The sequence below is a fragment of the Arenibacter troitsensis genome, assembly GCF_900177645.1.
In the GTDB taxonomy this organism is placed as follows: domain Bacteria; phylum Bacteroidota; class Bacteroidia; order Flavobacteriales; family Flavobacteriaceae; genus Arenibacter; species Arenibacter troitsensis.
Genome location: NZ_FXAO01000004.1, coordinates 209,317 through 230,110 on the forward strand (window position 1 = coordinate 209,317; position 20,794 = coordinate 230,110).

General features: G+C 40.4%; 23 protein-coding genes. 15 read left to right on the forward strand and 8 right to left on the reverse strand.

The window, feature by feature from the left end; translation table 11 throughout:
* Positions 1–24: 24 nt before the first annotated feature.
* Positions 25–495: an Lrp/AsnC ligand binding domain-containing protein gene (locus tag B9Y87_RS10460; protein ID WP_085498816.1), complete on the forward strand. Its 471-nt coding sequence runs from the start codon at positions 25–27 to the stop codon at positions 493–495.
* 50 nt (positions 496–545) lie between these two features.
* Here the strand turns inward: B9Y87_RS10460 and B9Y87_RS10465 are convergent, their stop codons facing one another.
* From B9Y87_RS10465 to B9Y87_RS10480, 4 genes are all read right to left on the reverse strand, one after another.
* Positions 546–1,241, reverse strand: coding sequence for a zinc metallopeptidase (locus tag B9Y87_RS10465; protein ID WP_072860522.1), 696 nt, complete (start codon positions 1,239–1,241; stop codon positions 546–548).
* A 134-nt stretch (positions 1,242–1,375) separates the two neighbouring features.
* Positions 1,376–2,476, reverse strand: coding sequence for an alanine dehydrogenase (ald, locus tag B9Y87_RS10470; protein ID WP_085498819.1), 1,101 nt, complete (start codon positions 2,474–2,476; stop codon positions 1,376–1,378).
* Positions 2,477–2,722: 246 nt separating this feature from the next.
* Positions 2,723–2,977 carry a SemiSWEET family sugar transporter gene (locus B9Y87_RS10475; protein ID WP_085499240.1) on the reverse strand — a complete coding sequence of 85 codons (255 nt, stop codon included), beginning with the start codon at positions 2,975–2,977 and terminating at the stop codon, positions 2,723–2,725.
* Positions 2,978–3,069: 92 nt separating this feature from the next.
* Positions 3,070–6,333, reverse strand: coding sequence for a leucine--tRNA ligase (locus tag B9Y87_RS10480; RefSeq protein WP_085498820.1), 3,264 nt, complete (start codon positions 6,331–6,333; stop codon positions 3,070–3,072).
* A gap of 365 nt (positions 6,334–6,698) precedes the next feature.
* On the opposite strand from B9Y87_RS10480, the gene B9Y87_RS10485 reads away from it, so the two are divergent.
* From B9Y87_RS10485 to B9Y87_RS10505, 5 genes are all read left to right on the forward strand, one after another.
* Complete coding sequence (locus B9Y87_RS10485) at positions 6,699–7,577, forward strand: cell division protein FtsX (RefSeq protein WP_085498823.1); 879 nt, start codon at positions 6,699–6,701, stop codon at positions 7,575–7,577.
* Between the two features lie 9 nt (positions 7,578–7,586).
* Positions 7,587–7,853 carry a DUF3098 domain-containing protein gene (locus tag B9Y87_RS10490; protein WP_085498825.1) on the forward strand — a complete coding sequence of 89 codons (267 nt, stop codon included), beginning with the start codon at positions 7,587–7,589 and terminating at the stop codon, positions 7,851–7,853.
* Positions 7,854–7,856: 3 nt separating this feature from the next.
* Entirely contained in the window at positions 7,857–8,642 is a 786-nt protein-coding gene (locus B9Y87_RS10495) for an undecaprenyl-diphosphate phosphatase (RefSeq protein WP_085498827.1), read from the forward strand.
* Positions 8,642–9,337, forward strand: coding sequence for a tRNA pseudouridine(55) synthase TruB (gene truB / locus B9Y87_RS10500; protein ID WP_085498829.1), 696 nt, complete (start codon positions 8,642–8,644; stop codon positions 9,335–9,337). The genes B9Y87_RS10495 and truB overlap by 1 nt, the downstream gene beginning before the upstream one ends.
* Positions 9,338–9,414: 77 nt before the next feature.
* Positions 9,415–10,152: a hypothetical protein gene (locus tag B9Y87_RS10505; protein WP_085498831.1), complete on the forward strand. Its 738-nt coding sequence runs from the start codon at positions 9,415–9,417 to the stop codon at positions 10,150–10,152.
* Here B9Y87_RS10505 and B9Y87_RS10510 read toward each other — a convergent pair.
* Both B9Y87_RS10510 and B9Y87_RS10515 read right to left on the reverse strand, forming a co-directional pair.
* Entirely contained in the window at positions 10,129–10,752 is a 624-nt protein-coding gene (locus tag B9Y87_RS10510; RefSeq protein WP_085498833.1) for a thioredoxin family protein, read from the reverse strand. The genes B9Y87_RS10505 and B9Y87_RS10510 overlap by 24 nt on opposite strands.
* A gap of 119 nt (positions 10,753–10,871) precedes the next feature.
* Entirely contained in the window at positions 10,872–11,807 is a 936-nt protein-coding gene (locus B9Y87_RS10515; protein WP_085498835.1) for a YitT family protein, read from the reverse strand.
* A gap of 241 nt (positions 11,808–12,048) precedes the next feature.
* Here B9Y87_RS10515 and B9Y87_RS10520 point away from each other — a divergent pair, with 241 nt between their 5' ends.
* The 6 genes from B9Y87_RS10520 (at position 12,049) to B9Y87_RS10545 (ending at position 16,662) form a co-directional block, all read left to right on the forward strand.
* On the forward strand, positions 12,049–12,561 hold the full coding sequence (locus B9Y87_RS10520) for a rhodanese-like domain-containing protein (RefSeq protein WP_085498837.1): 513 nt from the start codon (positions 12,049–12,051) through the stop codon (positions 12,559–12,561).
* 130 nt (positions 12,562–12,691) lie between these two features.
* Positions 12,692–13,303, forward strand: coding sequence for a TIGR04282 family arsenosugar biosynthesis glycosyltransferase (locus tag B9Y87_RS10525; RefSeq protein ID WP_085498838.1), 612 nt, complete (start codon positions 12,692–12,694; stop codon positions 13,301–13,303).
* A 6-nt stretch (positions 13,304–13,309) separates the two neighbouring features.
* Positions 13,310–14,125: a purine-nucleoside phosphorylase gene (locus tag B9Y87_RS10530; RefSeq protein ID WP_085498840.1), complete on the forward strand. Its 816-nt coding sequence runs from the start codon at positions 13,310–13,312 to the stop codon at positions 14,123–14,125.
* A gap of 59 nt (positions 14,126–14,184) precedes the next feature.
* Positions 14,185–15,150, forward strand: a complete 966-nt coding sequence (gene arsM / locus B9Y87_RS10535) for an arsenosugar biosynthesis arsenite methyltransferase ArsM (RefSeq protein WP_085498842.1) — start codon at positions 14,185–14,187, stop codon at positions 15,148–15,150.
* A 62-nt stretch (positions 15,151–15,212) separates the two neighbouring features.
* Positions 15,213–15,968 carry a DUF547 domain-containing protein gene (locus tag B9Y87_RS10540; RefSeq protein WP_085498843.1) on the forward strand — a complete coding sequence of 252 codons (756 nt, stop codon included), beginning with the start codon at positions 15,213–15,215 and terminating at the stop codon, positions 15,966–15,968.
* Positions 15,955–16,662 (forward strand): TIGR04283 family arsenosugar biosynthesis glycosyltransferase, encoded by a 708-nt coding sequence (locus B9Y87_RS10545; protein WP_085498845.1) that lies wholly within the window; start codon positions 15,955–15,957, stop codon positions 16,660–16,662. Before B9Y87_RS10540 ends, B9Y87_RS10545 begins: the two co-directional genes overlap by 14 nt.
* Positions 16,663–16,668: 6 nt before the next feature.
* Here the strand turns inward: B9Y87_RS10545 and B9Y87_RS10550 are convergent, their stop codons facing one another.
* Both B9Y87_RS10550 and B9Y87_RS10555 read right to left on the reverse strand, forming a co-directional pair.
* Positions 16,669–17,682, reverse strand: coding sequence for an N-acetylmuramoyl-L-alanine amidase family protein (locus tag B9Y87_RS10550; RefSeq protein ID WP_085498847.1), 1,014 nt, complete (start codon positions 17,680–17,682; stop codon positions 16,669–16,671).
* 178 nt (positions 17,683–17,860) lie between these two features.
* Complete coding sequence (locus B9Y87_RS10555; protein WP_085498848.1) at positions 17,861–18,862, reverse strand: glycoside hydrolase family 113; 1,002 nt, start codon at positions 18,860–18,862, stop codon at positions 17,861–17,863.
* A gap of 204 nt (positions 18,863–19,066) precedes the next feature.
* Between B9Y87_RS10555 and trmB the strand changes: the two genes are divergently transcribed.
* The 3 genes from trmB to B9Y87_RS10570 are packed head-to-tail and all read left to right on the forward strand — an operon-like array spanning position 19,067 to position 20,706.
* A complete protein-coding gene (gene trmB / locus B9Y87_RS10560) occupies positions 19,067–19,738 on the forward strand; it encodes a tRNA (guanosine(46)-N7)-methyltransferase TrmB (RefSeq protein ID WP_085498850.1) in 672 nt (223 codons plus the stop codon).
* Between the two features lie 3 nt (positions 19,739–19,741).
* On the forward strand, positions 19,742–20,371 hold the full coding sequence (locus B9Y87_RS10565) for a LysE family transporter (protein ID WP_085498852.1): 630 nt from the start codon (positions 19,742–19,744) through the stop codon (positions 20,369–20,371).
* Positions 20,371–20,706: an MGMT family protein gene (locus tag B9Y87_RS10570; protein ID WP_072860502.1), complete on the forward strand. Its 336-nt coding sequence runs from the start codon at positions 20,371–20,373 to the stop codon at positions 20,704–20,706. Before B9Y87_RS10565 ends, B9Y87_RS10570 begins: the two co-directional genes overlap by 1 nt.
* The last annotated feature ends 88 nt before the right edge of the window (positions 20,707–20,794 follow it).

Genomic DNA, 20,794 nt, shown 5'->3' on the forward strand with positions numbered 1-20,794 from the left:
TATATAGAAATTGAAGTAGAACCGATGAAATCCAATAACGAAAACCTTAAAATTGATGGTATCGACAAAAAGATACTACGATTTTTAATGGACGATGCTAGAAAGCCCGTTCTGGAAATTGCCAGAAATATAGGGATTTCAGGTGCTGCCATTCATCAAAGGTTACGAAAATTGGAAGCTTCGGGCCTAATTGCAGGTTCTAAATTCATTATTAACCCCAAAGTTTTGGGGTACACCACCATGGCCTACATTGGCATTTATTTGGACAAGGCTATGAGCAATCCTGTAGCCGTTAAGGAACTTGAAAAAATCCCAGAGGTATTGGAATGCCATTATACCACAGGAAACTGGTCCATTCTCATAAAAGTTCTTTGTAGGGACAACGAGCATCTTATGCACGTGCTTAACAAGAACATACAGCAGATAGAAGGAGTATCCAGAACGGAGACCTTTATTTCTTTGGACCAACAAATAGACCGGCAAATAACAATATAAAAAAAGGGAAATCTTTTTGATCTCCCTTTTTATTTGATTTGTCATAAGTCTTAGTCCCTACTTCCCAAAACTTGCATAGCCCAATATACCAGGGTTGCCAAAGATCCTATTGCCGCTACCAAGTAAGTTCTGGCAGCCCATTTCAACGCATCCTCAGACCCTTTGTATTCTTCTTGGGTCACCATATTCTTGTTCTTTAACCACGCAAGGGCACGGTTACTGGCATCGTATTCAACAGGGAGGGTAATAAAGCTAAACAAGGTAGCGAGCCCCATCATAATTAGACCTGCCACGGCCACCCAATAGCCCAGACCCACTCCGGCTGCAGCTCCCAGCATAATACCACCAAAAACCACCCACATGGACATTCCTGAGGTAACACTTACCACGGGCACCAATTTGGAACGCAGGGTCAACCATTCATATGCCGTAGCATGTTGCACCGCATGTCCACATTCGTGGGCCGCAACTGCCGCTGCTGAAGCGTTTCTTTGATTGTACACCCCTTCACTTAAGTTTACCGTTTTATTTACCGGATTGTAGTGGTCCGTTAGCATTCCTGGTGTAGAAATAACCTTTACATCCCTTATTCCGTGGTCTGCCAACATCTTTTCGGCAATTTCGGCACCACTCATACCGTTGCGCAAATGCACCTTGGAATAGTGCTTAAATTTACTTTTTAATTTATTACTAACCAACCAACTCACCAGAGCTATAGCACCCAGCAATATATAATACATCATCATAACAATTCTCTTTTTAAAATTAATCCAATATACTAAAGTTTCCTTTTCTTTATAGCAAGTAATTCTTTCTTTTCTAAACAATCAAAAACCCCGCCAAATTATGACGGGGTGGGATATATGACAAAATGTACGGTCTAGTCATCCAAAGCTTGCCATTTGAAGGCTTCCAAAATCTCTTTACGGATTACCTTTCCCTTTACTATGTTCAGCCCTTTTTGAAGGGATGCATCCTTCTGACAGGCTCGCTCCCAACCCAAATTGGCCAGTTTTACCACATAGGGCAGGGTTACATTGGTCAAGGCCATGGTTGACGTATGAGGAACTGCCCCCGGCATATTGGTAACGCAGTAATGAACCACATCATCTACAATATATACAGGGTTCTCATGTGTGGTAGGCCTTGTGGTTTCCACACAGCCCCCTTGATCTACGGCCACATCCACAATTACGGTACCCGGACGCATATCCTTGAGCATATCCCGAGTAATGATCTTAGGGGCTTTGGCCCCCTTTAATAAGATACCTCCAACAATTAGATCATGGTCTTTAATGTGTTTCCTTATATTGAACTCATTTGAAAATTCCGTTACTACATGGCTTGGCATAACATCGTTTACATAGCGAAGCCGTTTCATATTGATATCCAGAATAGTCACATGGGCTCCTAGTCCGGCTGCCATTTTAGCAGCTTGAATGCCTACAACACCAGCGCCCAGTACCAAAACCCTTCCCGGTGCCACTCCTGGAACGCCTCCAAGAAGCACCCCCCTGCCTTTTTCCGGCTTCTCCAAATATTTGGCACCTTGTTGAATGGCCATTCTTCCGGCAACTTCGGACATTGGTGTCAACAAAGGCAAGGACCCGTCTTCATCCTCTACGGTTTCATAAGCAATGCAAACACCCTTACGGTCTATCATGGCCTCTGCAAGGACCTCACTAGAGGCAAAATGAAAATAGGTAAAAACAATCTGCCCCCTTTGCACATAGGCATACTCCTCCTTTACCGGCTCCTTTACTTTAACGATCATGTCGCTCATGGCATAAACCTGACCGATGGTATCCAAAACTATGGCACCCGCCTGCTGGTAATCTATGTTTAAAAAACCGCTACCATTACCAGCCCCGGATTGGACATAGACCGTATGGTTGTTTTTCACCAACTCGAAAACCCCGGCAGGCGTCATGCCTACCCTGCTTTCGTTATTTATCATTTCTTTGGGTATGCCAACTTTCATTGTATATTGTTTTATTACTATCCGATAAAAACAGCCTTCCGGCAAATAGCCTTATTCCTTACCATGATTGCATTATGGTGGAGATTCCAAAAATGGAACAAAAAAAATAAAAATAAAAGAAAATCCTTCAAATGAGATTCGGGAACATGGATTATTATGCTTTTCACATTATGTGTACGAACCCAATAATGAAGCGGTCCATCAACAGTGCCAAATAATAAGAAATTCTAATAAGGAAATTACCGGCTATTTGTATTTTAACTTAAGGACAACCATAACAAAAAGTAATACCGCTGTAATAAAATTAGCCAAGATCATAGGTATACTATCATGGTAAATGCCATAAATAAGCCATAGGACCACCCCAAGGAACATAGCCAAATACATGGTGAGCGAAATATCCTTGGTAGATTTATTGCTCCACGTCTTATATACCTGCGGCACTATAGAATAGGTAGTAAGTACGGCCGCCACCAGCCCCATGATTTCTATATTCTCCATTCCGCTAGATACAATTTTATGGGCAAGCCCCACAAGGTGAATTAATATTTAAACATATAACCAAAACCAACTTTAGCCTTGGAACAAACTCCCTATCCCACTATATTGACAATTTTTCCCGGAACCACAATTACCTTTTTAGGGGTACGCCCTTGTAGTTGTTCCTGTGTTTTATCATGTGCCATTACAGCAGCCTCAATTTCCTCTTTGGAAAGATCTGCCGGCAATTCCAATTTAAAGCGCATTTTACCATTGAAAGAAATTGGATATTCCTTACTGCTTTCCACTAAATACTTCCCGTCAAATTTAGGAAAGGGAGCCGTGGAAATAGAGGTAGGGTGTCCCAATTTACTCCAAAGTTCCTCCGCTATATGGGGCGCATAAGCAGAAACCAAAATGGCCAAGGGCTCTAAAATAGCCCTGCTGGAACATTTCTGGGCAGACAGTTCATTCACGGCAATCATAAAGGTAGATACAGAAGTGTTGAAGGAGAAATTCTCTACATCTTCCTCTACCTTCTTGATAGTCTTGTGCAAAGTCTTTAAATTATCTGCTGTAGGTTCGGCATCGGTGACTAAGAACGCCCCTTCGTCACCCCCGTGGTACAAACGCCACATTTTCTTAAGAAAACTGTGTACCCCCGTAATACCAGCGGTATTCCAAGGTTTGGATTGCTCCAACGGCCCCAGGAACATCTCGTACAAACGAAGGGAATCTGCACCGTACTCCTGGCAGATACTATCCGGACTCACCACATTGTATTTGGATTTGGACATTTTTTCCACTTCCCTACCAACAATGTATTTCCCGTCCTCTAAAACGAACTCTGCTTCCCTAAAGTCGGCATAAAGAGGATTTTCCTTGAATCTTACCAAATCCAACTCATCGGATGGATTCACTAATGCCACATCTACGTGCAGTGGCTGTACCGATCTATCTCCTATTAAATTCCTTGAAACAAGTGTATTTTGGCCTTCCAATCTATAAATGAAGGCACTTGTTCCCGTAATCATCCCTTGGTTGATCAGTTTTTTGGCAAATTCCGGTTTTGGCACTATGCCTTTATCGAACAAAAACTTCTGCCAAAATCGGCTATATAGCAAATGTCCGGTAGCATGCTCGCTACCCCCAATATATAGGTCTACATCCTGCCAGTAATTAATGGCCTCTTGGGAAAATACTTCCTCCTTATTGTTGGGATCCATATAACGGTTAAAGTAGTACGAACTACCTGCCCAACCAGGCATAGTGTTCAACTCCAAGGGAAATACAGTTTTATGATCTATTAACTGATTATTGACTACTTCCGACTTGTTTACGTCCCAGGCCCAAACAGTGGCATTCCCCAAAGGTGGCTCCCCGGTTTCGGTAGGCAAGTATTTCTCAACTTCAGGTAGTATTATAGGCAAATGATCCACACTAATCATTTGGGGCATTCCGTCCACATAATATACCGGAAACGGTTCCCCCCAATAGCGCTGCCGACTAAAAACAGCATCGCGCAGCCTATAGTTGATTTTTCCTGTTCCCTGTTCCAATTTTTCCAATTCGAAAATAACGCGTTTCACGGCTTTTTTATAGGGAAGCCCATTTAAGAAATCAGAATTGGCAATAACTGTCTTTTCCTTATCGGCAAAAGCCTCTTCGGAAATGTCCACTCCCTCAAATATATTGGGAATGGGAATATTGAAATGCTTTGCAAAGTCATAATCGCGCTGATCTCCACAGGGAACGGACATTACCGCCCCGGTACCATAGCCCGCCAATACATAATCCCCGATCCAAATTGGGATGGGCTCCTTGCTAAACGGGTGTTCTGCATAAGCCCCGGTAAAGGCTCCGGTAATGGTCTTTACATCGGCCATACGGTCGCGCTCACTGCGCTTGGCTGTAGCCGCTATATAGGCCTCTACTTCCTCCCTTTGCTCCGCAGTGGTTATTTTGCCAACCAATTCGTGTTCCGGAGCCAAGGTCATAAAACTAACTCCGAAAATAGTATCTGGTCTGGTGGTGAAAACCGAAATTTCCATATCTTCCGTATTGACCTCCCCCCAGCCCCCTCCCAAGGAGGGGGAGCTAAGTGACTTCTCAATTTTTAAAATTACTTCATCAATATTATTAAGGACTTCATCATTAGTAAATCTTAGTACGGTGTAGCCTTTTTTCTGCTCCAACAACAATTGCCTTTCGGCATCCTTGTTTAACTGATATTGGTGAATTTCTCCATCAACCTCCACGATCAATTCCCTTTCAAGGCAAACGAAATCAACTATATACCTAGAAATTGGATGCTGTCTCCTAAATTTCGAATTCAAATTTTTATTTCTTAGAGCTTCCCATAGTAAAGCTTCAGCCTTTGTGGGATTCTTACGCATTTCTTGAGCCCTTTCCAATAAAACTCCGTAAATGTCAGAATCGGCAGTATGAAATTTTGGTGAAGACGAATCCGACCCCCCTCCTTGGGAGGGGGTTTGGGGGAGGACCCTAAATGTAACTTCCGCACCCTCGGACCTACCTATCCAATTGGTTTGGGAGTCCTTTAAGGGCTGAGGCCAATCTACCAAAGCCAAATCATCCAACAACCGCTGGGCATAGGCAGAAATGCGCATACTCCATTGGGTCATTTTTTTACGGACAACTGGATGACCGCCTCGCTCCGAAACGCCATTGACAATCTCGTCGTTCGCCAATACGGTTCCCAAAACCGGACACCAATTTACTTCGGTCTCCGCCAAATACGTCAACCTATATTGCAACAACACTTCCTGCTGCTCCTTTGCTGTAAAGGCTTTCCAATCGGTAGCCGAAAATACGGTTACATCTTCATCACATACCGCATTTACACTTTGGTTGCCCTCTTTTTCGAAAATGGCGATCAGACTTGAAATATCTTCAGCCTTATCGGAATCCTTATTGTACCAGGAATTAAAAAGCTGGATAAAGATCCATTGTGTCCATTTGTAATAACTGGGATCGGAGGTACGAACTTCCCTGCTCCAATCGAAAGAAAAGCCTATTTTATCCAACTGCTCCCTATATCTGCTGATATTGGTCTCTGTGGTAATGGCAGGATGTTGCCCGGTCTGAATGGCATATTGCTCCGCAGGCAATCCAAAGGAATCGTATCCCATAGGATGCAATACATTAAACCCTTTATGCCTTTTGTAACGCGCATAGATATCACTGGCAATGTACCCTAAAGGATGCCCAACATGCAAACCGGCACCGGAAGGATATGGAAACATATCCAATACATAAAACTTCTCTTTTTGGGAGTTGTTTTCTGCCTTAAAAGTTTGGTTTTCCGCCCAAAATTTCTGCCACTTTTCTTCAATCTTCCTGAAATCGTAAGTCATCCTTTATTATTTGTCTTTAAATCCAGCGCACTAAGGGTCAACGCTCCATTTATTTTATGCAGCGCAAAAATAAGTTTAATCTATGAAAGCAAAAAGATATTATCCACTAACCTACCCATGCCATAACACCATTATGAATGGAACCCTGTAAAAAGTAGCCAAAGGCAGTGCCATCACACCCTAGTAAACAATATTCCCAATGCCACAACTTTGACCTTCTGCGGGCAATCACAATAATTTCAATTGAATATCTTCAACACCGATATAACTTTGTGTATCACTTTATTTTGAAATTGTTTATGAAACATGCCTCAACTATTCCTATTTCAATTTACTTTCCTATTTTTACATATTGATTTTCAACTATGAGTACATCTTTTGAACGTTTTCAAAAAAGAAAGCTTATCTCCTCTTATTTTTCAGTGGTCCTAAGTATTGGCCTGGTCCTTTTTCTATTGGGGATTTTGGGACTATTGGTATTGAATACTAAAAAGTTGGCCGATCATTTCAAGGAACAGATCACCATATCTGTCTTTCTTAAGGACAATGCCAAAGAGGTGGAGGTTGACCAATTGCAAAAAAGTTTGGCCATGGCCGAATACACCAAAAAGGCCACCTATGTTTCCAAGGAACAGGCGGCAGAACAACACAGTGAGGAAATTGGAGAGAATTTTTTGGATTTCTTGGGATATAACCCCCTTAAGAATTCCATAGATGTGCAACTTAAGGCCGATTATGTTTCTACAGAGAAGATTGCGGAAATAGCAGAGGAAATTTCGAGCCGGGACTATATTGAAGAAGTGAGCTACGACAAACCCCTGATTACACTTTTAAACGATAACGTAAAAAAAATAAGTTTCTGGATTCTGGTCGCCAGTGGTATTTTTACCTTTATCGCTGTGCTATTGATAAATAGTTCCATCCGACTATCCATTTACTCCAAGCGCTTTATCATAAAGACCATGCAGATGGTTGGAGCCACCAAAACTTTTATCCGAAGACCCTTTATATGGACCAACATTAAATTGGGGGTCCTTGGTGCTGTCCTGGCATTAATTGCCTTAGGCTTTGTAATTTATTATGTGGATATAAATTTTCCGGAACTCAATCTGTTTCAGGATCCTACGATTCTCATTTTTCTATTTGGAAGCGTTTTCTTTTTAGGGGTCTTGATTTCTTTTATCAGTACATTTTTTGCAACACAACGTTTCCTAAATCTTAGAACGGACGATTTATATTATTAACTTTGCGGCATGAGTAAAAAACAAAACAACAATCAACCACAAAAGCCTAAACGGGAATTTATTTTTCAGAAAAAAAATTACCTCTTTATGTTTGTTGGCTTGGCATTTATAAGCCTAGGTTTTATCCTTATGAGCGGTGGAGGCAGTGACGACCCCAATGTCTTTAATCCTGAAATTTATAATTTCAGAAGAATACGCTTGGCCCCAACATTGGTTTTGATCGGCCTAGGGATAGAAGTTTACGCCATTCTGTTGAATCCGCATAAGAAGAAATAAATTTTGGACATATTTGAGGCTATTATTCTTGCCATTATTGAAGGTATAACCGAGTATTTACCGGTTTCTTCAACTGGACACATGATTATTACATCTTCCTTTTTTGGTATTGCACAGGAAGATTTTACGAAATTGTTTACTATCGTTATACAACTGGGCACCATACTTTCTGTTGTAGTACTCTATTTTAAACGCTTTTTCCAAAGCATCGATTTCTATTATAAACTCCTGGTCGCCTTTATTCCTGCAGTGGTCTTTGGTTTACTTTTTAGCAATCTAATAGATTCACTGTTGGAAAGCCCACTTGTAGTTGCCTTTTCTTTGGTGGTCGGAGGTTTAATATTGTTAAGGGTCGACGATTTATTTGGAAACTCGGAGAACACCGATATTTCATATGCCACGGCTTTTAAGATAGGACTCTTCCAGTGTTTGGCAATGATTCCGGGCGTTTCCAGAAGTGGTGCCAGTATTGTTGGAGGGATGACCCAAAAACTCTCTAGGACCGCAGCGGCAGAATTTTCATTCTTTCTGGCCTTGCCCACCATGTTGGGGGCTACCCTTAAAAAGAGTTACGACTATTACAACGCTGGGTTTACCCTAACTTCCGAACAAATAAATTTATTGATAATAGGAAACGTGGTTGGTTTTATAGTGGCCCTTTTCGCAATTAAGACTTTTATTGGATATTTAAGCAAACACGGCTTCAAGATTTTTGGCTACTATAGAATCGTTGTGGGTATCGCAATCATTATTATACATTATTTTATAAGTCCGCTAACGGTTATCTAATGACAAAGGACGACTTTTTAGACGGACAGGTTTTACTAATAGACAAACCACTTGGTTGGTCATCTTTTCAGGCTGTTAATTCCTTAAAATGGAAAATTAGAAAGAAATTCCAGCTAAAGAAAATTAAGATAGGCCACGCCGGAACCCTTGACCCTTTGGCAACAGGCCTATTACTTATCTGTACAGGAAAAGCCACCAAAACCATAAACGAACTGCAGGGTCAGGAAAAGGAGTATACAGGCACTATTACCCTTGGAGGCACTACCCCTTCCTATGATCTGGAAACCGAAATAAACGAAAAATACCCCATGGATCATATTACCAATGAAATGATCCACAGTACCACTACCCAATTTATTGGGGATATAGAACAAATTCCGCCCGTTTTTTCTGCTCTCAAAAAAGACGGCAAAAGACTTTATGAATATGCCAGGGAAGGCAAGGAAGTGGAGATTAAAAAGAGAAAGGTCACTATTACCGAGTTTGAAATTACCTCCATTTCGCTGCCCATGGTACAGTTTAGGGTGGTCTGTAGCAAAGGTACTTATATTAGGTCTTTGGCCCATGATTTCGGTAAGGCACTGCAATCCGGAGCGCATTTATCCTCGTTGAAAAGAACCAAAATAGGGGATTACAACGTAAATAAAGCCATAACCCCCGAGGAATTTGGTAACTTACTGCAAATAGACAGTTAAAACTCGATATAAAAAGTGGTAACCTAACCGTTCGTCGATAATTTGAAATATTTTTGATAAAACGTGGTTATATCACTATGAATTTAAACCGTAAACAACTTTCTTTAATAATAACATTCTTTTCCATGGCCTTGGTGGTGCTAGGTTTATACAACATCCACTTGGGACAAAAAGAAAAGGAAGAATATGTTATTGAATTAAGTCTGTTGGAAGAGGAGGATCTGGAAAAGCAAATTGAAGAAGAAATAAAGGAAATGGAGGAAATGGCCAAGGCAGATCCCGTTAAAAGCCATATGGCCTATAACGAGGCCAATAAACCCAGTTTTGGTAACCCCGAGCCGCTCAAAACATTGGAGGAAATATTGGAGGAACAGGAACTTTCCGCCGATAGTGACGATCCTACCGACTATCTAAGTTCTGACTCGGAATATGCCGCAAGAGTAAAGGAGTTGGCTAGGAGAAGAAGGGAAAAACAAGAACTTTTGGGAGAAAAGGAAGCCAGTAAAGAAGTAATGACCAACAATTTGGCCAAAAGACGGACTTCTATTTCCTATTCCTTGGTAGACAGAAGGCATACCAGCCTTCCCATACCTATTTATACTTGTATAGAAGGAGGTAAGGTAGTCATTAATATTAAGGTTGACCCGTTGGGAAAGGTCATTGAGGCCGATGTAAACAAAAAAAGTTCCAGCACCCTAAATGGCTGCCTTGTGGATAACGCCATTGAATATGCCTTAAAGTCCAAATTTAATACCGGAGAAAAGGCCGAACAAATGGGCACCATTACCTATCTATTTCAAGAAAAGCAAAGATAATAGGTCGCTCACCGTATTCTGCCCCTTATCCTTATTATACCACAGCTGCAGATCCTGCTTAAACTCTGCCGTTAACTTCCCGTATTTACTTTTGTAGTCTTGCACCATTTTGGCAGCAATGGAAGGTCGGGAACCCCATTCCCCTGTCACCTTGCCCGTATTTTCATCTATGGCGATCAATTTTGGAATAGCCATAGCGCCATTGGACAAAAACTGCTCCATTAGTTCTAGGTTGTCATCGCGCAATACAAGCCTTAACGAAATATTCCCATTTAAATCGGCAATCTTATTCATTACCGGTAGGGTTTGGGCAGAATCGCCACACCAACTTTCAGTTAGCACCAACCAGGTCGTTTTTTTGTTCAGCTGTTTAATTTTAGCTTGAGAGTCAGCATCGATCTTAATGGTCTTGTCCAAACGTTTCATTCGTTGATCGTTCAGACGTGTAAAATCAACATATTCCCGACTTTCCATCGATCCCGTGGATTTTCCCTCTAAAGCCAATCTGGAAACCATTAACCTGTAATCCACATAATCCATGGACGACCTTAAACTATCACGAATTAATTCAGCTTTTGTATTCTGTACCGCTTGTTCCATAAAAATGTAATCCTATTTGCTCCCAAAATTAGCCCTTATCCAAGCAGCCATCGGTAACAATAGTTACATTGGTAGCAATACTCCCGTAATACTTACATATTTGTGGAATAATTGGAATTTTAGTGGTTCAAGGCCCGCTTTTTGATCATCCCTCCTTTGGTATCATTTATACTGTTCATCACAACAAAGGCATTGGGATCTATCTTTTCCAGTTCGGTATTTAGTTTACTAATCTCCAACCTGGTGATAACCGCATAAATAATGTCGTACTCATTGTGTACACCGCTCTTACCGTAACCTCCATGACCCTTATAGATGGTGAGACCCCTTCCGAGTTTCTCCGTAATCATAAGCCTGATCTCCTCACTACGGGCAGATATAATGGTAACCCCAGTGTACTCCTCGATCCCATCCACCACAAAATCCAAGGTTTTGGAAGCCGATAAATAGGTCAACATGGAATATAGGGCCGTTTCCAGAGAAAGGAAATAGGCAGCAGCCAAGAAAATTATAATATTTATTACAATTATATTATCCCCAATTTTGGTCCTTAATTTCCTGCTCAGATAAATGGCAAGTACCTCGGTGCCATCCAAGACACCACCACCCCTAATGGACAGACCAATACCAGCACCTAGAAAAAAACCTCCAAAAACAGCTACTAAAAGCTTGTCTTCAGTAACTTCCGGAAAGTGTACCGTGGCCAAAACTATGGCCAGGCCAATAATTGCCAAAGAGGCCTTAACGGCAAATTGTTTGCCTATCACCTTATAACCAAGAAATATAAATGGGATATTGACAAGAATAATCAATATATATAAGGGTATAGACGAGATTTCGGAAATCAAAAGTGAGATTCCCGTTGCCCCACCATCAATAAAACTATTGGGCAATAGAAAACTTTCCAAGCCAAAGGCAGCAGAAAAAATCCCTGCTATTATAAACAAGGCATCATGTATGTCAGCAAAAATCCCCACCCTAAACCTTCGGGATTTCTTCCAATAGGAATAAAGGTTGGATTTAAAGTCATGACTCTTTTTCTTTTTATCGGGCATATAACAATATTAAAATGAGATTTATCAATAGCAAAGACATAATATAAAGACAACAGCCAACAAAACATTTTAAAGTTTTACAAAAAAACAAATTGCGTAGTTACCGAACGGTGAAATTAAAAAATCAAATTTTAATAATGGAGTTCCCTTAAGCCATAAATAAAATTAATTTGTGCTCCATTGGCCAACCCTTAAGGTTATCTTGCCAATATACTATCTTTACCATTCGATTATACTTCAAATGAAATATCCCTTCCATATACTTATAAGCCTTTTTTGCCTTTACGGACTACACGGTCAAAGCAAGATAGACCAGGCATTAAAGAAGTTCAATAATAACAGTGTGCCATATATAACAGCGGAAAGTTTAACAGGACATACCCGGTTTCTAATCTTGGACACCAGGGAAAAAGAGGAATTTGAGGTAAGCCATATTGCCAAGGCCATCTGGCTAGGCAATAAAAACTTCGATAAAGATACTATTTTAGCCATTGTTCCTGACAAAAATAGGCCTATCGTGGTTTATTGCTCCATAGGGGTCCGATCAGAAAAAGTCGGGGAAAAGCTCCTAAAAAATGGTTATAAAGAAGTCTACAACCTTTATGGCGGTATTTTTGAATGGAAAAATAAGGGTTTTCCAGTGTATGATTCCATTGAACAAGAGACAGATAGAGTGCATGCCTATAACAGACACTGGGGCAAAATGTTGAACAATGCCACCAAAGTATACGGACATAAAAAACATAACAACTAATGCCTACATCACCAAACGACACCAATCTGCCCTAGTAGTAACAAATGCAATTCTCAATTTCCAGCTTGGAATTAAGTAATGAATACAAACCTATAACGACCATTAAATTAAAAAATATTCAACAGTCCATATGACCCTCCCCAAAGACTTACTTATCATATTTACACGCAACCCCGAACTTGGTAAGTGCAAAACCAGATTGGCGGCAACTGTGGGCGATGAGACTGCCCTTAATATATATAAATTTTTACTTGACCACACCAAGAATATTACCCAAGGCTTAAATATTGGAAAATGGCTGTACTATTCCGATGATATTTGGGAAAATGACATTTGGGATAGTTCCGATTATGCAAAAAAAGTACAGTCCGGTAATGATTTGGGCGAGCGTATGTCCAATGCCTTTATTGACGGATTTAATGCCGGCTACGAAAAAATTATTATTATTGGCAGTGATATGTACGATTTAACCGAAAATGATCTATTGGAAGCTTTTAATCTCTTGGATCAACATGATTATATAATAGGCCCAGCTATTGACGGCGGCTATTATTTACTGGGGATGAAAATCTTTAACCCAGCGCTGTTTAATAATAAAATCTGGGGCTCGAATACCGTTTTTCAGGCCACAGTACAGGATCTAAGAAATATGGACTACGGTTTGTTAGCACCCAAAAATGATATTGATTACTTTGAAGATATTAAGGACATAGAAATCTTCCGAACCTTTTTAAAAAATTAAAATTATATGACCGGCAAAATACTTAAAGAATCTACTGATTATTTAATAGGAAAAGGCTTTGAAACCCCTGAAATTGGCATAGTACTGGGAACTGGCCTAGGCAAACTGGCAGATGAAATTGAGAATCCGATAGAAGCGCATTACAACCATATTCCCTATTTTCCCTTGGCTACCGTGGAATTCCATTCGGGCAAATTGATCTACGGTACCTTAGAAGGCAAAAAAGTGGTAGTGATGCAGGGCAGGTTTCACTTTTACGAAGGATATGACCTTTTGGACGTTACCTACCCTATTCGGGTAATGCAAATGTTGGGAATAAAAAAACTGTTTATCTCCAATGCTGCCGGGGCCATTAACCCCAATTTCAAAAAAGGCGACCTCATGCTCATCGAGGACCACATTAACCTTCAAGGTGGTTCACCCCTAGCATTTAAAAACGTAAGTCAATTTGGAGATCGCTTTACAGATATGAGCGAACCATATGACATCCCTATGCGTAAATGTTTGGAAAAAATAGCCAAAAAGAAAAACATTACCCTGCAGAAGGGGGTTTACGCCTCTGTCGTAGGGCCTCAACTGGAAACTAAGGCAGAATATAGAATGTTGAAAATTATTGGCGCCGATGCCGTTGGCATGAGTACCGTGCCAGAGGTCATCGTAGCCAATCACTTAAAATTGCCGGTAGTGGCCGTATCTGTCTTAACGGACGAATGCGACCCTGACAACCTAAAACCCGTCAACATTTCCGAAATAATTGAAATTGCAGGAAGAACGGAACCAAAAATGATTCAATTATTTAGGGAATTGATCAAGGAAATTTAATTGTGAGCGGTGAAGAAAGGAAATCACGAGCCCAATGACAAACATTTAAACATAAAGACATGAGCTATTTAGAAGCAACAAATGAATTATATAGAAATGCCGCATTGACCCCTGATGTTGGACTGTGCTGTACCACAAATCCTATTTGGCAATTCCCAGGATTGTCCATCCCCAAAATTATGCAGGAGATGAACTACGGTTGTGGAAGTACGGTTTCTGCCCAGGACTTGGTCAACAATCCAAAAGTGCTCTATGTAGGGGTCGGGGGTGGAATGGAGTTGTTGCAGTTTTCCTACTTTTCCAGGCAGCTGGGCGGGGTAACCGGAGTTGATGTTGTGGATGAGATGTTGGAGGCTTCCAAAGAAAACTTCAAAATTGCGGAGCAGGAAAACCCTTGGTTTAAGAGCGAGTTTGTAAATCTGGTAAAGGGGGATGCCCTAAACCTGCCTATTGAAGACGAAAGTATTGATGTTGCGGCTCAGAACTGTCTGTTCAACATCTTTAAGTCAGAAGACTTGAAGAAGGCAGTTTCGGAAATGTATCGCGTATTAAAACCTCATGGGAGATTGGTTATGAGCGACCCCATTTGTGAACAGCCCATGAACAAAACCCTACGTAACGATGACCGACTACGGGCCCTTTGCTTAAGCGGGAGTATCCCCCTGAAGGACTACATAAAAGTATTGACCGATGCCGGTTTTGGAACCATTGAAATTAGGGCACGAAAATCATACCGTGTTCTCTCTCCCAATCACTATCCTACAGACGAATTGATCTTTATTGAATCTATTGAAATAGCTGCAATAAAAGACCCTATGCCCAAAGATGGCCCCTGCGTTTTTACTGGAAAGACAGCCATATACTACGGGAATGAGGAATATTTTGATGATAAAAATGGTCATGTTCTAATGCAAAACCAGCCTTTGGCCGTATGTGACAAAACCGCAGCCGCCCTGGAAAAAAGCAACACTGAAATCCATATTAGCAAAAGTACATGGCATTATAATGGCGGAGGCTGTTGTTAATCATCCATTAGATGTAAGGTTTAAGTACTTGGGCACACTAATTATAAGGTAAATAATATTCCATGGGCCTTAAATTATCAATATTTCCGATACTACTTTTAATGGGCAGTGTTCATAGTGTTTCCCTTGCCTCAAGGTATACACCAAATAGCAAGCCTGAAATTGAATTCCAAATAGATCATTCCAAATGGGATATTTTACTTAAAAGGCATGTAGACGATGCAGGAAATGTCAACTATAAAAGCTTTGCCAAAGATATTAAGGTACTACAAAATTACTTGGATTATTTGGCCATGAACCTTCCAACGGATGGGGCAGCCAAACCCCAAAAACTTGCCTATTATATTAACCTATATAATGCCGCTACCGTAAAACTTATTTTGGACAATTACCCTACCAAAAGTATTAAGGATATCAAAAATCCATGGGGGAAAGATATCGTGCAAATGGGAGATGAAAAGATTTCTTTGGGCGATCTGGAACATAACATACTACGTAAAATGGATGAGCCGCGAATTCATTTTGCCATTAACTGTGCCTCTTATTCCTGTCCCAAATTATTGAACACAGCTTTTACTGCCACCAATCTAGAGAAACTACTGGAACAAACTGCAAAAGATTTTATCAACGACCCGAAAAGAAACGTCCTTACCAAGGAAAAAGCTTCCCTATCCGAAATTTTTAACTGGTACAAAAAAGATTTCACAAAAAATGGTTCCTTGATAGATTACCTCAACCAATATGCGGCTCAAAAATTGACTTCCAATACCAAAATAAGTTATTTGAACTATAACTGGGGATTAAATGAAATGGAGTAAAACTATAACTCTAAGCATAATAATCCCGACCCTAAATGAGGCTGCCCATATTGGCAATTTGTTGCGGTATTTAAAAGCAAACAGCAATCCTAAGAATATCAGGGAAATAATTGTAGTGGATGGAGGCAGTGCGGATGGCACCCCAAGCTTGGCAAAAACTTTGGGAGCAAGAATTGTTATCTCAGATATGGGGCGTGCCAAACAAATGAACAAGGGAGCGGAATTGGCCACCGGTAAGGTCCTTTACTTTTTGCATGCCGACACCTATCCGCCAAAAGACTTTGACCTTTATATTCTAAAGGCCATTCATCAAAATATACTATCGGGCTGCTTCAGGATGAAGTTCGATACCTCCAAGAAGTTTTTACAATTCTTCGCCTGGTTCAGCAGAATTAACCACAAGTTATGTAGGGGTGGAGACCAATCCTTGTTTATCATTAAGGAACTATTTCATAAATCGGGTGGCTTTGATGAAAACTATATCATATACGAGGATACCGAATTTATTGGGCGTCTTTACAAAATATCAAATTTTGCAGTTCTGCCACAAAGTGTAATAACCTCCGCAAGAAAATATGAAAAGTATGGCTCTTATAAACTACAATATCACTTCGGAATAATTCACTTGAAGAATTTATTGGGTTTTGGCCCCGATCAATTGTATAAGTATTACAAGAAAAATATCGCCCCTTAAATATCGCTAATTTCCATTGTCAAAATCCAACAATACCCCTTCCGAAATCCATTTGGCAAGGGCCTGTCTATTGTCCGGATCCAGGATACGTTTTTGGTCCTTTTTGTTTTTAATATTCCCAATTTCTATATAGGCCATGGCAGGCAAGGTATTTTTAACCAAATACAGACCACTGCGATCTGCGAAAGTGCCCTCATAATTCCTGTTAGGTTGATATTGCCTATATTTTTTCAAAAAAGTTTCATGGATACTTTCCGCCAAACGCTTGCCGTTTTTACTGTTCTCATGATGATAGAAAAACACGTCTATATTCTGCCCCCTACTTCGGCTATCCACATGGGTTACTATTAACCGCTGATACTTACCCGAATTTTCCAAATACAGTTTGTTTACTATATCTACACGCTGCTTTAATCGCAACAATTGATTCAAGGGTATTTCTTCGTTGGGATAGGCCACCTCATCCCTATCTATTTCCAGAACGCGCTGATCCCTTATACCGTCATTGGGATCCCTAATGATGATATAGGTCTTTGCCCCATGGGAAATGAGCTCCTTGGCCAAACGCAACGTAATATCATAGGCATACTCGTCCTCCGCTATAATTTTTCCCTCATATTTTTCAATGGCACCGGGATCCGGCCCGCCGTGACCTGATATTAAATAGTACACTGCACCCTGTAGCTTATTGCTCTTTATTTCCGTGGAAGCGTAATCCTTGCCAAAAATATCATCGCTAAGGATATTGGATACTGTTTTAATTTCGGTTGCTTTTTTTGCAACGGATTCCTCTATGGCAATAGTATCTGCGGGTACTTGTGGTATAATATACTCCCTACCCTCATAAAGATGCATGCTGTCCCGTAAATTATCTTGGTTAAGATCCACAAAATGTCCGTAGTGCCTCACCGGATTCATCCCCTGCTTTCTGAGTAGGGAATAGATACCATCTCCCTTTTCGGCGATTACAGTCTTAACCGACGTTTGGGAAATTGATGGAAACCAAATCAAGGCCCCCATCCACGATAAAATAAAAGTTCTTCTGGCAGACACGATGTGTATTTTGTACAAAGATTATCAAAAATACTGCCGAATTCCAAAAACAATCCAAATTGAAACAATTCTTGATCGATTCCATTCCAGCACCAAGGGTACCCCCTTACATTAAACTGGGACCGAACTAGAATGAATAAAGGGCTTAGTAAATATTGTAATAATTCTTTATTACTTCTTGTGCCGGTTTATTTTGAGGGGTAAAGCGATTGTCATTTTTGCCGCCCGCCTTTTCGTGATCTATAAACCATTTCCAAACAAATCCGCCTGCAAACCACTCCTCTTTCCAAAATTCTTCAAAAATGGCTTTGGTTGCGTTGGTTTGGGCCTCAAGATTAACATCGTCCTGACTATGGTCTACCAACCAAGGTTTCTTGGCAGTATAATCATTGCTCCTATATCCGTATTCAGTGAAGATAATGGGTTTATTCTTGGCCTTGGACAACGCCTTTATTTTCTCTTTGTGTGGCTGCCAACCTTTTCTTAATTGTTCCACGGTAGGAGTTTTCTCATCGCTTAACGGAAAGTAGGCATCTATCCCTATAAAATCCAGATCCTCCCAAAAAGGGGTCCTTCCATATTCGTCCCAATTGGCCGCATAGGTGAGTTTTCCCTTGTAAACACCTCTGATTTTCTGAATCAATTGGGTCCAATATTCCGGTCTGTGACTTACAAATTGCTCCAGCTCGGTCCCAATACAAAATGCGTCCGCATTTGTTTCTTGGGCCAAAGTAGCGTAGGCAAGTATAAATTTATCATAAGAGGCCTCCAAGGCTTTCCAGTTTTCTTCGGATTTCATTTTTAAAGCCCCTGTAAATGCTCCTCTGGAAATCCAAATCTGGGGTTTCAACATTACCTTTAAGCCATTCTGGTGCAAGATATCTATATATTGTCTGGCTCCGGTCCTTGTTTCCCCGAACCATTGCCTTGAGGTATCAAAAATTATTTCTGGTGAATCCATATCCCTAATAAACCCAAAAGGCATAACCGCCGCACACTTGGCATTAACATTCCTAACTGCATCCACATGCTCTTGAGCTACCTTGTCCCGAGAGGCAACAAAGCTTACGCCATTAAATTTCTCCATTGTCTGGCCACTGCACTCCAGTTGTATTAACGATAAGAATAAAAGTCCTAATTTTTGCATTAACCATAGATTATAGCCCTAATTTACTTCTTTTCCCGCTCTTTTTAAAAATTAGCTGCATAACATCTGTAAAATGTTGGGCCTGACCTTTATAATTCCTTCTTCCCATTTAATTAAGGATAACATTAAACAACGAACGACCACTTCCTAAGAAACAAATTTAGATTTCATTAGCTTTGCCAAAATTTAAATTACAAATCAACAGTGGGAAGTAAGAATAAGCTGAAGCGATTCAAGGAGAATGAAACTTTTAGGAATGTAATTCAACCTACTAGGGAAGAAATCACGAATGGTTCGTTTGCCCTTAAGGGGAAATGGAATGAATTCTTCGGCAATGACAATCCCCTTGTTTTGGAATTGGGCTGTGGTAAAGGCGAATATACCATTGGGATGGCCAAGCAAAATAAGAACAAAAACTTTATTGGAATAGATATCAAGGGGGCCCGATTTTGGCGTGGGGCCAAAACAGGAATCGAAGAAAATGTAACCAATGCCACCTTTTTAAGAACCCAGATAGAATTAATTGACGGGCTTTTTGCTCCCGATGAAGTTTCTGAAATCTGGATCACCTTTCCAGACCCCCAAATTAAATATAAGCGCACCAAGCATAGACTTACCAACGAGGTCTTTTTGGAAAAGTATAAATTGATCATAAAGGAAGATGGTACGGTTAATCTAAAGACCGATAGCGAATTTATGCACGGCTATACCTTGGGCCTTTTACACGGTAAAAGTTATGAAGTGCTTTATGCCAATCACGATATATACAAAAATGAAGGTAGCCCAAGGGAAGTGCTGGAAATACAGACTTTCTATGAAAAGCAGTATCTTGAAAAGGGAAAACCCATCACCTATATCAAATTTAGAATAAGGTAAACCATGGAGCATTTGCTTACCCTTTTTTTTGCTACTTTTTCAGCGGCCTTTATGGCCACGGTACCACCGGGCCTATTGAATATGAACGCCGCCAAGATAAGTGTGGAAAAGGGCAAGACCAACGGAATTATTTTTAGTCTTGGGGTATCTACCATGATCATTATTCAGGCCTATATTTCAGTGCTGATTTCCAAATTTCTATTCAAGAACCCCGAAATTATAGATCTGCTCTTAAAAATTGCCCTTATTGTCTTCGCTTTCTTTGCCATCTACTTCTTTGTAAAAGCCAAGAAAAAAAAGCTGAATCGACCAAAAATTGTCAAGGTAAGCAAGAAAAACAGTTTCTTTAAAGGGATATTGTTAGCCGGACTAAATTTATTGACCATCCCTTATTACAGTGGATTGAATGCCATGTGGAACGCTTCGGGATGGATACAATTCCAATTCCGCGATATAGCTACATTTATCCTCGCTGCCGGCTTTGGCACGTTTACGGTACTCTATCTGTACACGGTCTACTTCACCAAATTGGAGACCAAAAACAATGGATTTTCAAAAAATTCCAATTATATCTTAAGTGCCTTAATGATGCTGTTATTGGTTATTACCTTAATTCGTATTTTTTATACCTGATGAAACCCGAAAATGAAAACTTCTTTGAAAAAGTATATGCCGTTGCCAGGCAAATACCATATGGGCGGGTTACCTCTTATGGTGCCATTGCCAAATATCTAGGAACCGCCAGAAGTGCGAGAATGGTGGGCTGGGCCATGAACGGCTCCCATAAAATTGGAGATATCCCCGCCCATAGGGTGGTTAACCGAAAAGGGTTATTAACTGGAAAACATCATTTTGACGGTACCAATTTAATGCAGCAGTTATTGGAAAATGAAGGAATAAAAGTAGTGGATAATCAAATCATGGATTTTGAAAATCTCTTTTGGGATCCTTGGAAGGAATTACAGTAATTTTCTCTAATACAATTACCAATAATTATGGATAATTCCCACCTTATAGAGGATACTTATCGCCTTATTTTACTTTTCAATTACCTTC

Coding starts and splice junctions, on each gene's coding strand:
- B9Y87_RS10540 (WP_085498843.1), top strand. CDS start 15,213: ATGGGCCTTAAATTATCAATATTTCCGATACTACTTTTAATGGGCAGT.
- B9Y87_RS10505 (WP_085498831.1), top strand. CDS start 9,415: ATGAATTTAAACCGTAAACAACTTTCTTTAATAATAACATTCTTTTCC.
- B9Y87_RS10520 (WP_085498837.1), top strand. CDS start 12,049: ATGAAATATCCCTTCCATATACTTATAAGCCTTTTTTGCCTTTACGGA.
- truB (WP_085498829.1), top strand. CDS start 8,642: ATGACAAAGGACGACTTTTTAGACGGACAGGTTTTACTAATAGACAAA.
- B9Y87_RS10485 (WP_085498823.1), top strand. CDS start 6,699: ATGAGTACATCTTTTGAACGTTTTCAAAAAAGAAAGCTTATCTCCTCT.
- B9Y87_RS10510 (WP_085498833.1), bottom strand. CDS start 10,752: ATGGAACAAGCGGTACAGAATACAAAAGCTGAATTAATTCGTGATAGT.
- arsM (WP_085498842.1), top strand. CDS start 14,185: ATGAGCTATTTAGAAGCAACAAATGAATTATATAGAAATGCCGCATTG.
- B9Y87_RS10565 (WP_085498852.1), top strand. CDS start 19,742: ATGGAGCATTTGCTTACCCTTTTTTTTGCTACTTTTTCAGCGGCCTTT.
- B9Y87_RS10530 (WP_085498840.1), top strand. CDS start 13,310: ATGACCGGCAAAATACTTAAAGAATCTACTGATTATTTAATAGGAAAA.
- B9Y87_RS10550 (WP_085498847.1), bottom strand. CDS start 17,682: ATGGGGGCCTTGATTTGGTTTCCATCAATTTCCCAAACGTCGGTTAAG.
- B9Y87_RS10460 (WP_085498816.1), top strand. CDS start 25: ATGAAATCCAATAACGAAAACCTTAAAATTGATGGTATCGACAAAAAG.
- B9Y87_RS10570 (WP_072860502.1), top strand. CDS start 20,371: ATGAAACCCGAAAATGAAAACTTCTTTGAAAAAGTATATGCCGTTGCC.
- B9Y87_RS10515 (WP_085498835.1), bottom strand. CDS start 11,807: ATGCCCGATAAAAAGAAAAAGAGTCATGACTTTAAATCCAACCTTTAT.
- B9Y87_RS10555 (WP_085498848.1), bottom strand. CDS start 18,862: ATGCAAAAATTAGGACTTTTATTCTTATCGTTAATACAACTGGAGTGC.
- B9Y87_RS10490 (WP_085498825.1), top strand. CDS start 7,587: ATGAGTAAAAAACAAAACAACAATCAACCACAAAAGCCTAAACGGGAA.
- ald (WP_085498819.1), bottom strand. CDS start 2,476: ATGAAAGTTGGCATACCCAAAGAAATGATAAATAACGAAAGCAGGGTA.
- B9Y87_RS10545 (WP_085498845.1), top strand. CDS start 15,955: ATGAAATGGAGTAAAACTATAACTCTAAGCATAATAATCCCGACCCTA.
- B9Y87_RS10480 (WP_085498820.1), bottom strand. CDS start 6,333: ATGACTTACGATTTCAGGAAGATTGAAGAAAAGTGGCAGAAATTTTGG.
- B9Y87_RS10475 (WP_085499240.1), bottom strand. CDS start 2,977: ATGGAGAATATAGAAATCATGGGGCTGGTGGCGGCCGTACTTACTACC.
- B9Y87_RS10525 (WP_085498838.1), top strand. CDS start 12,692: ATGACCCTCCCCAAAGACTTACTTATCATATTTACACGCAACCCCGAA.
- B9Y87_RS10465 (WP_072860522.1), bottom strand. CDS start 1,241: ATGATGATGTATTATATATTGCTGGGTGCTATAGCTCTGGTGAGTTGG.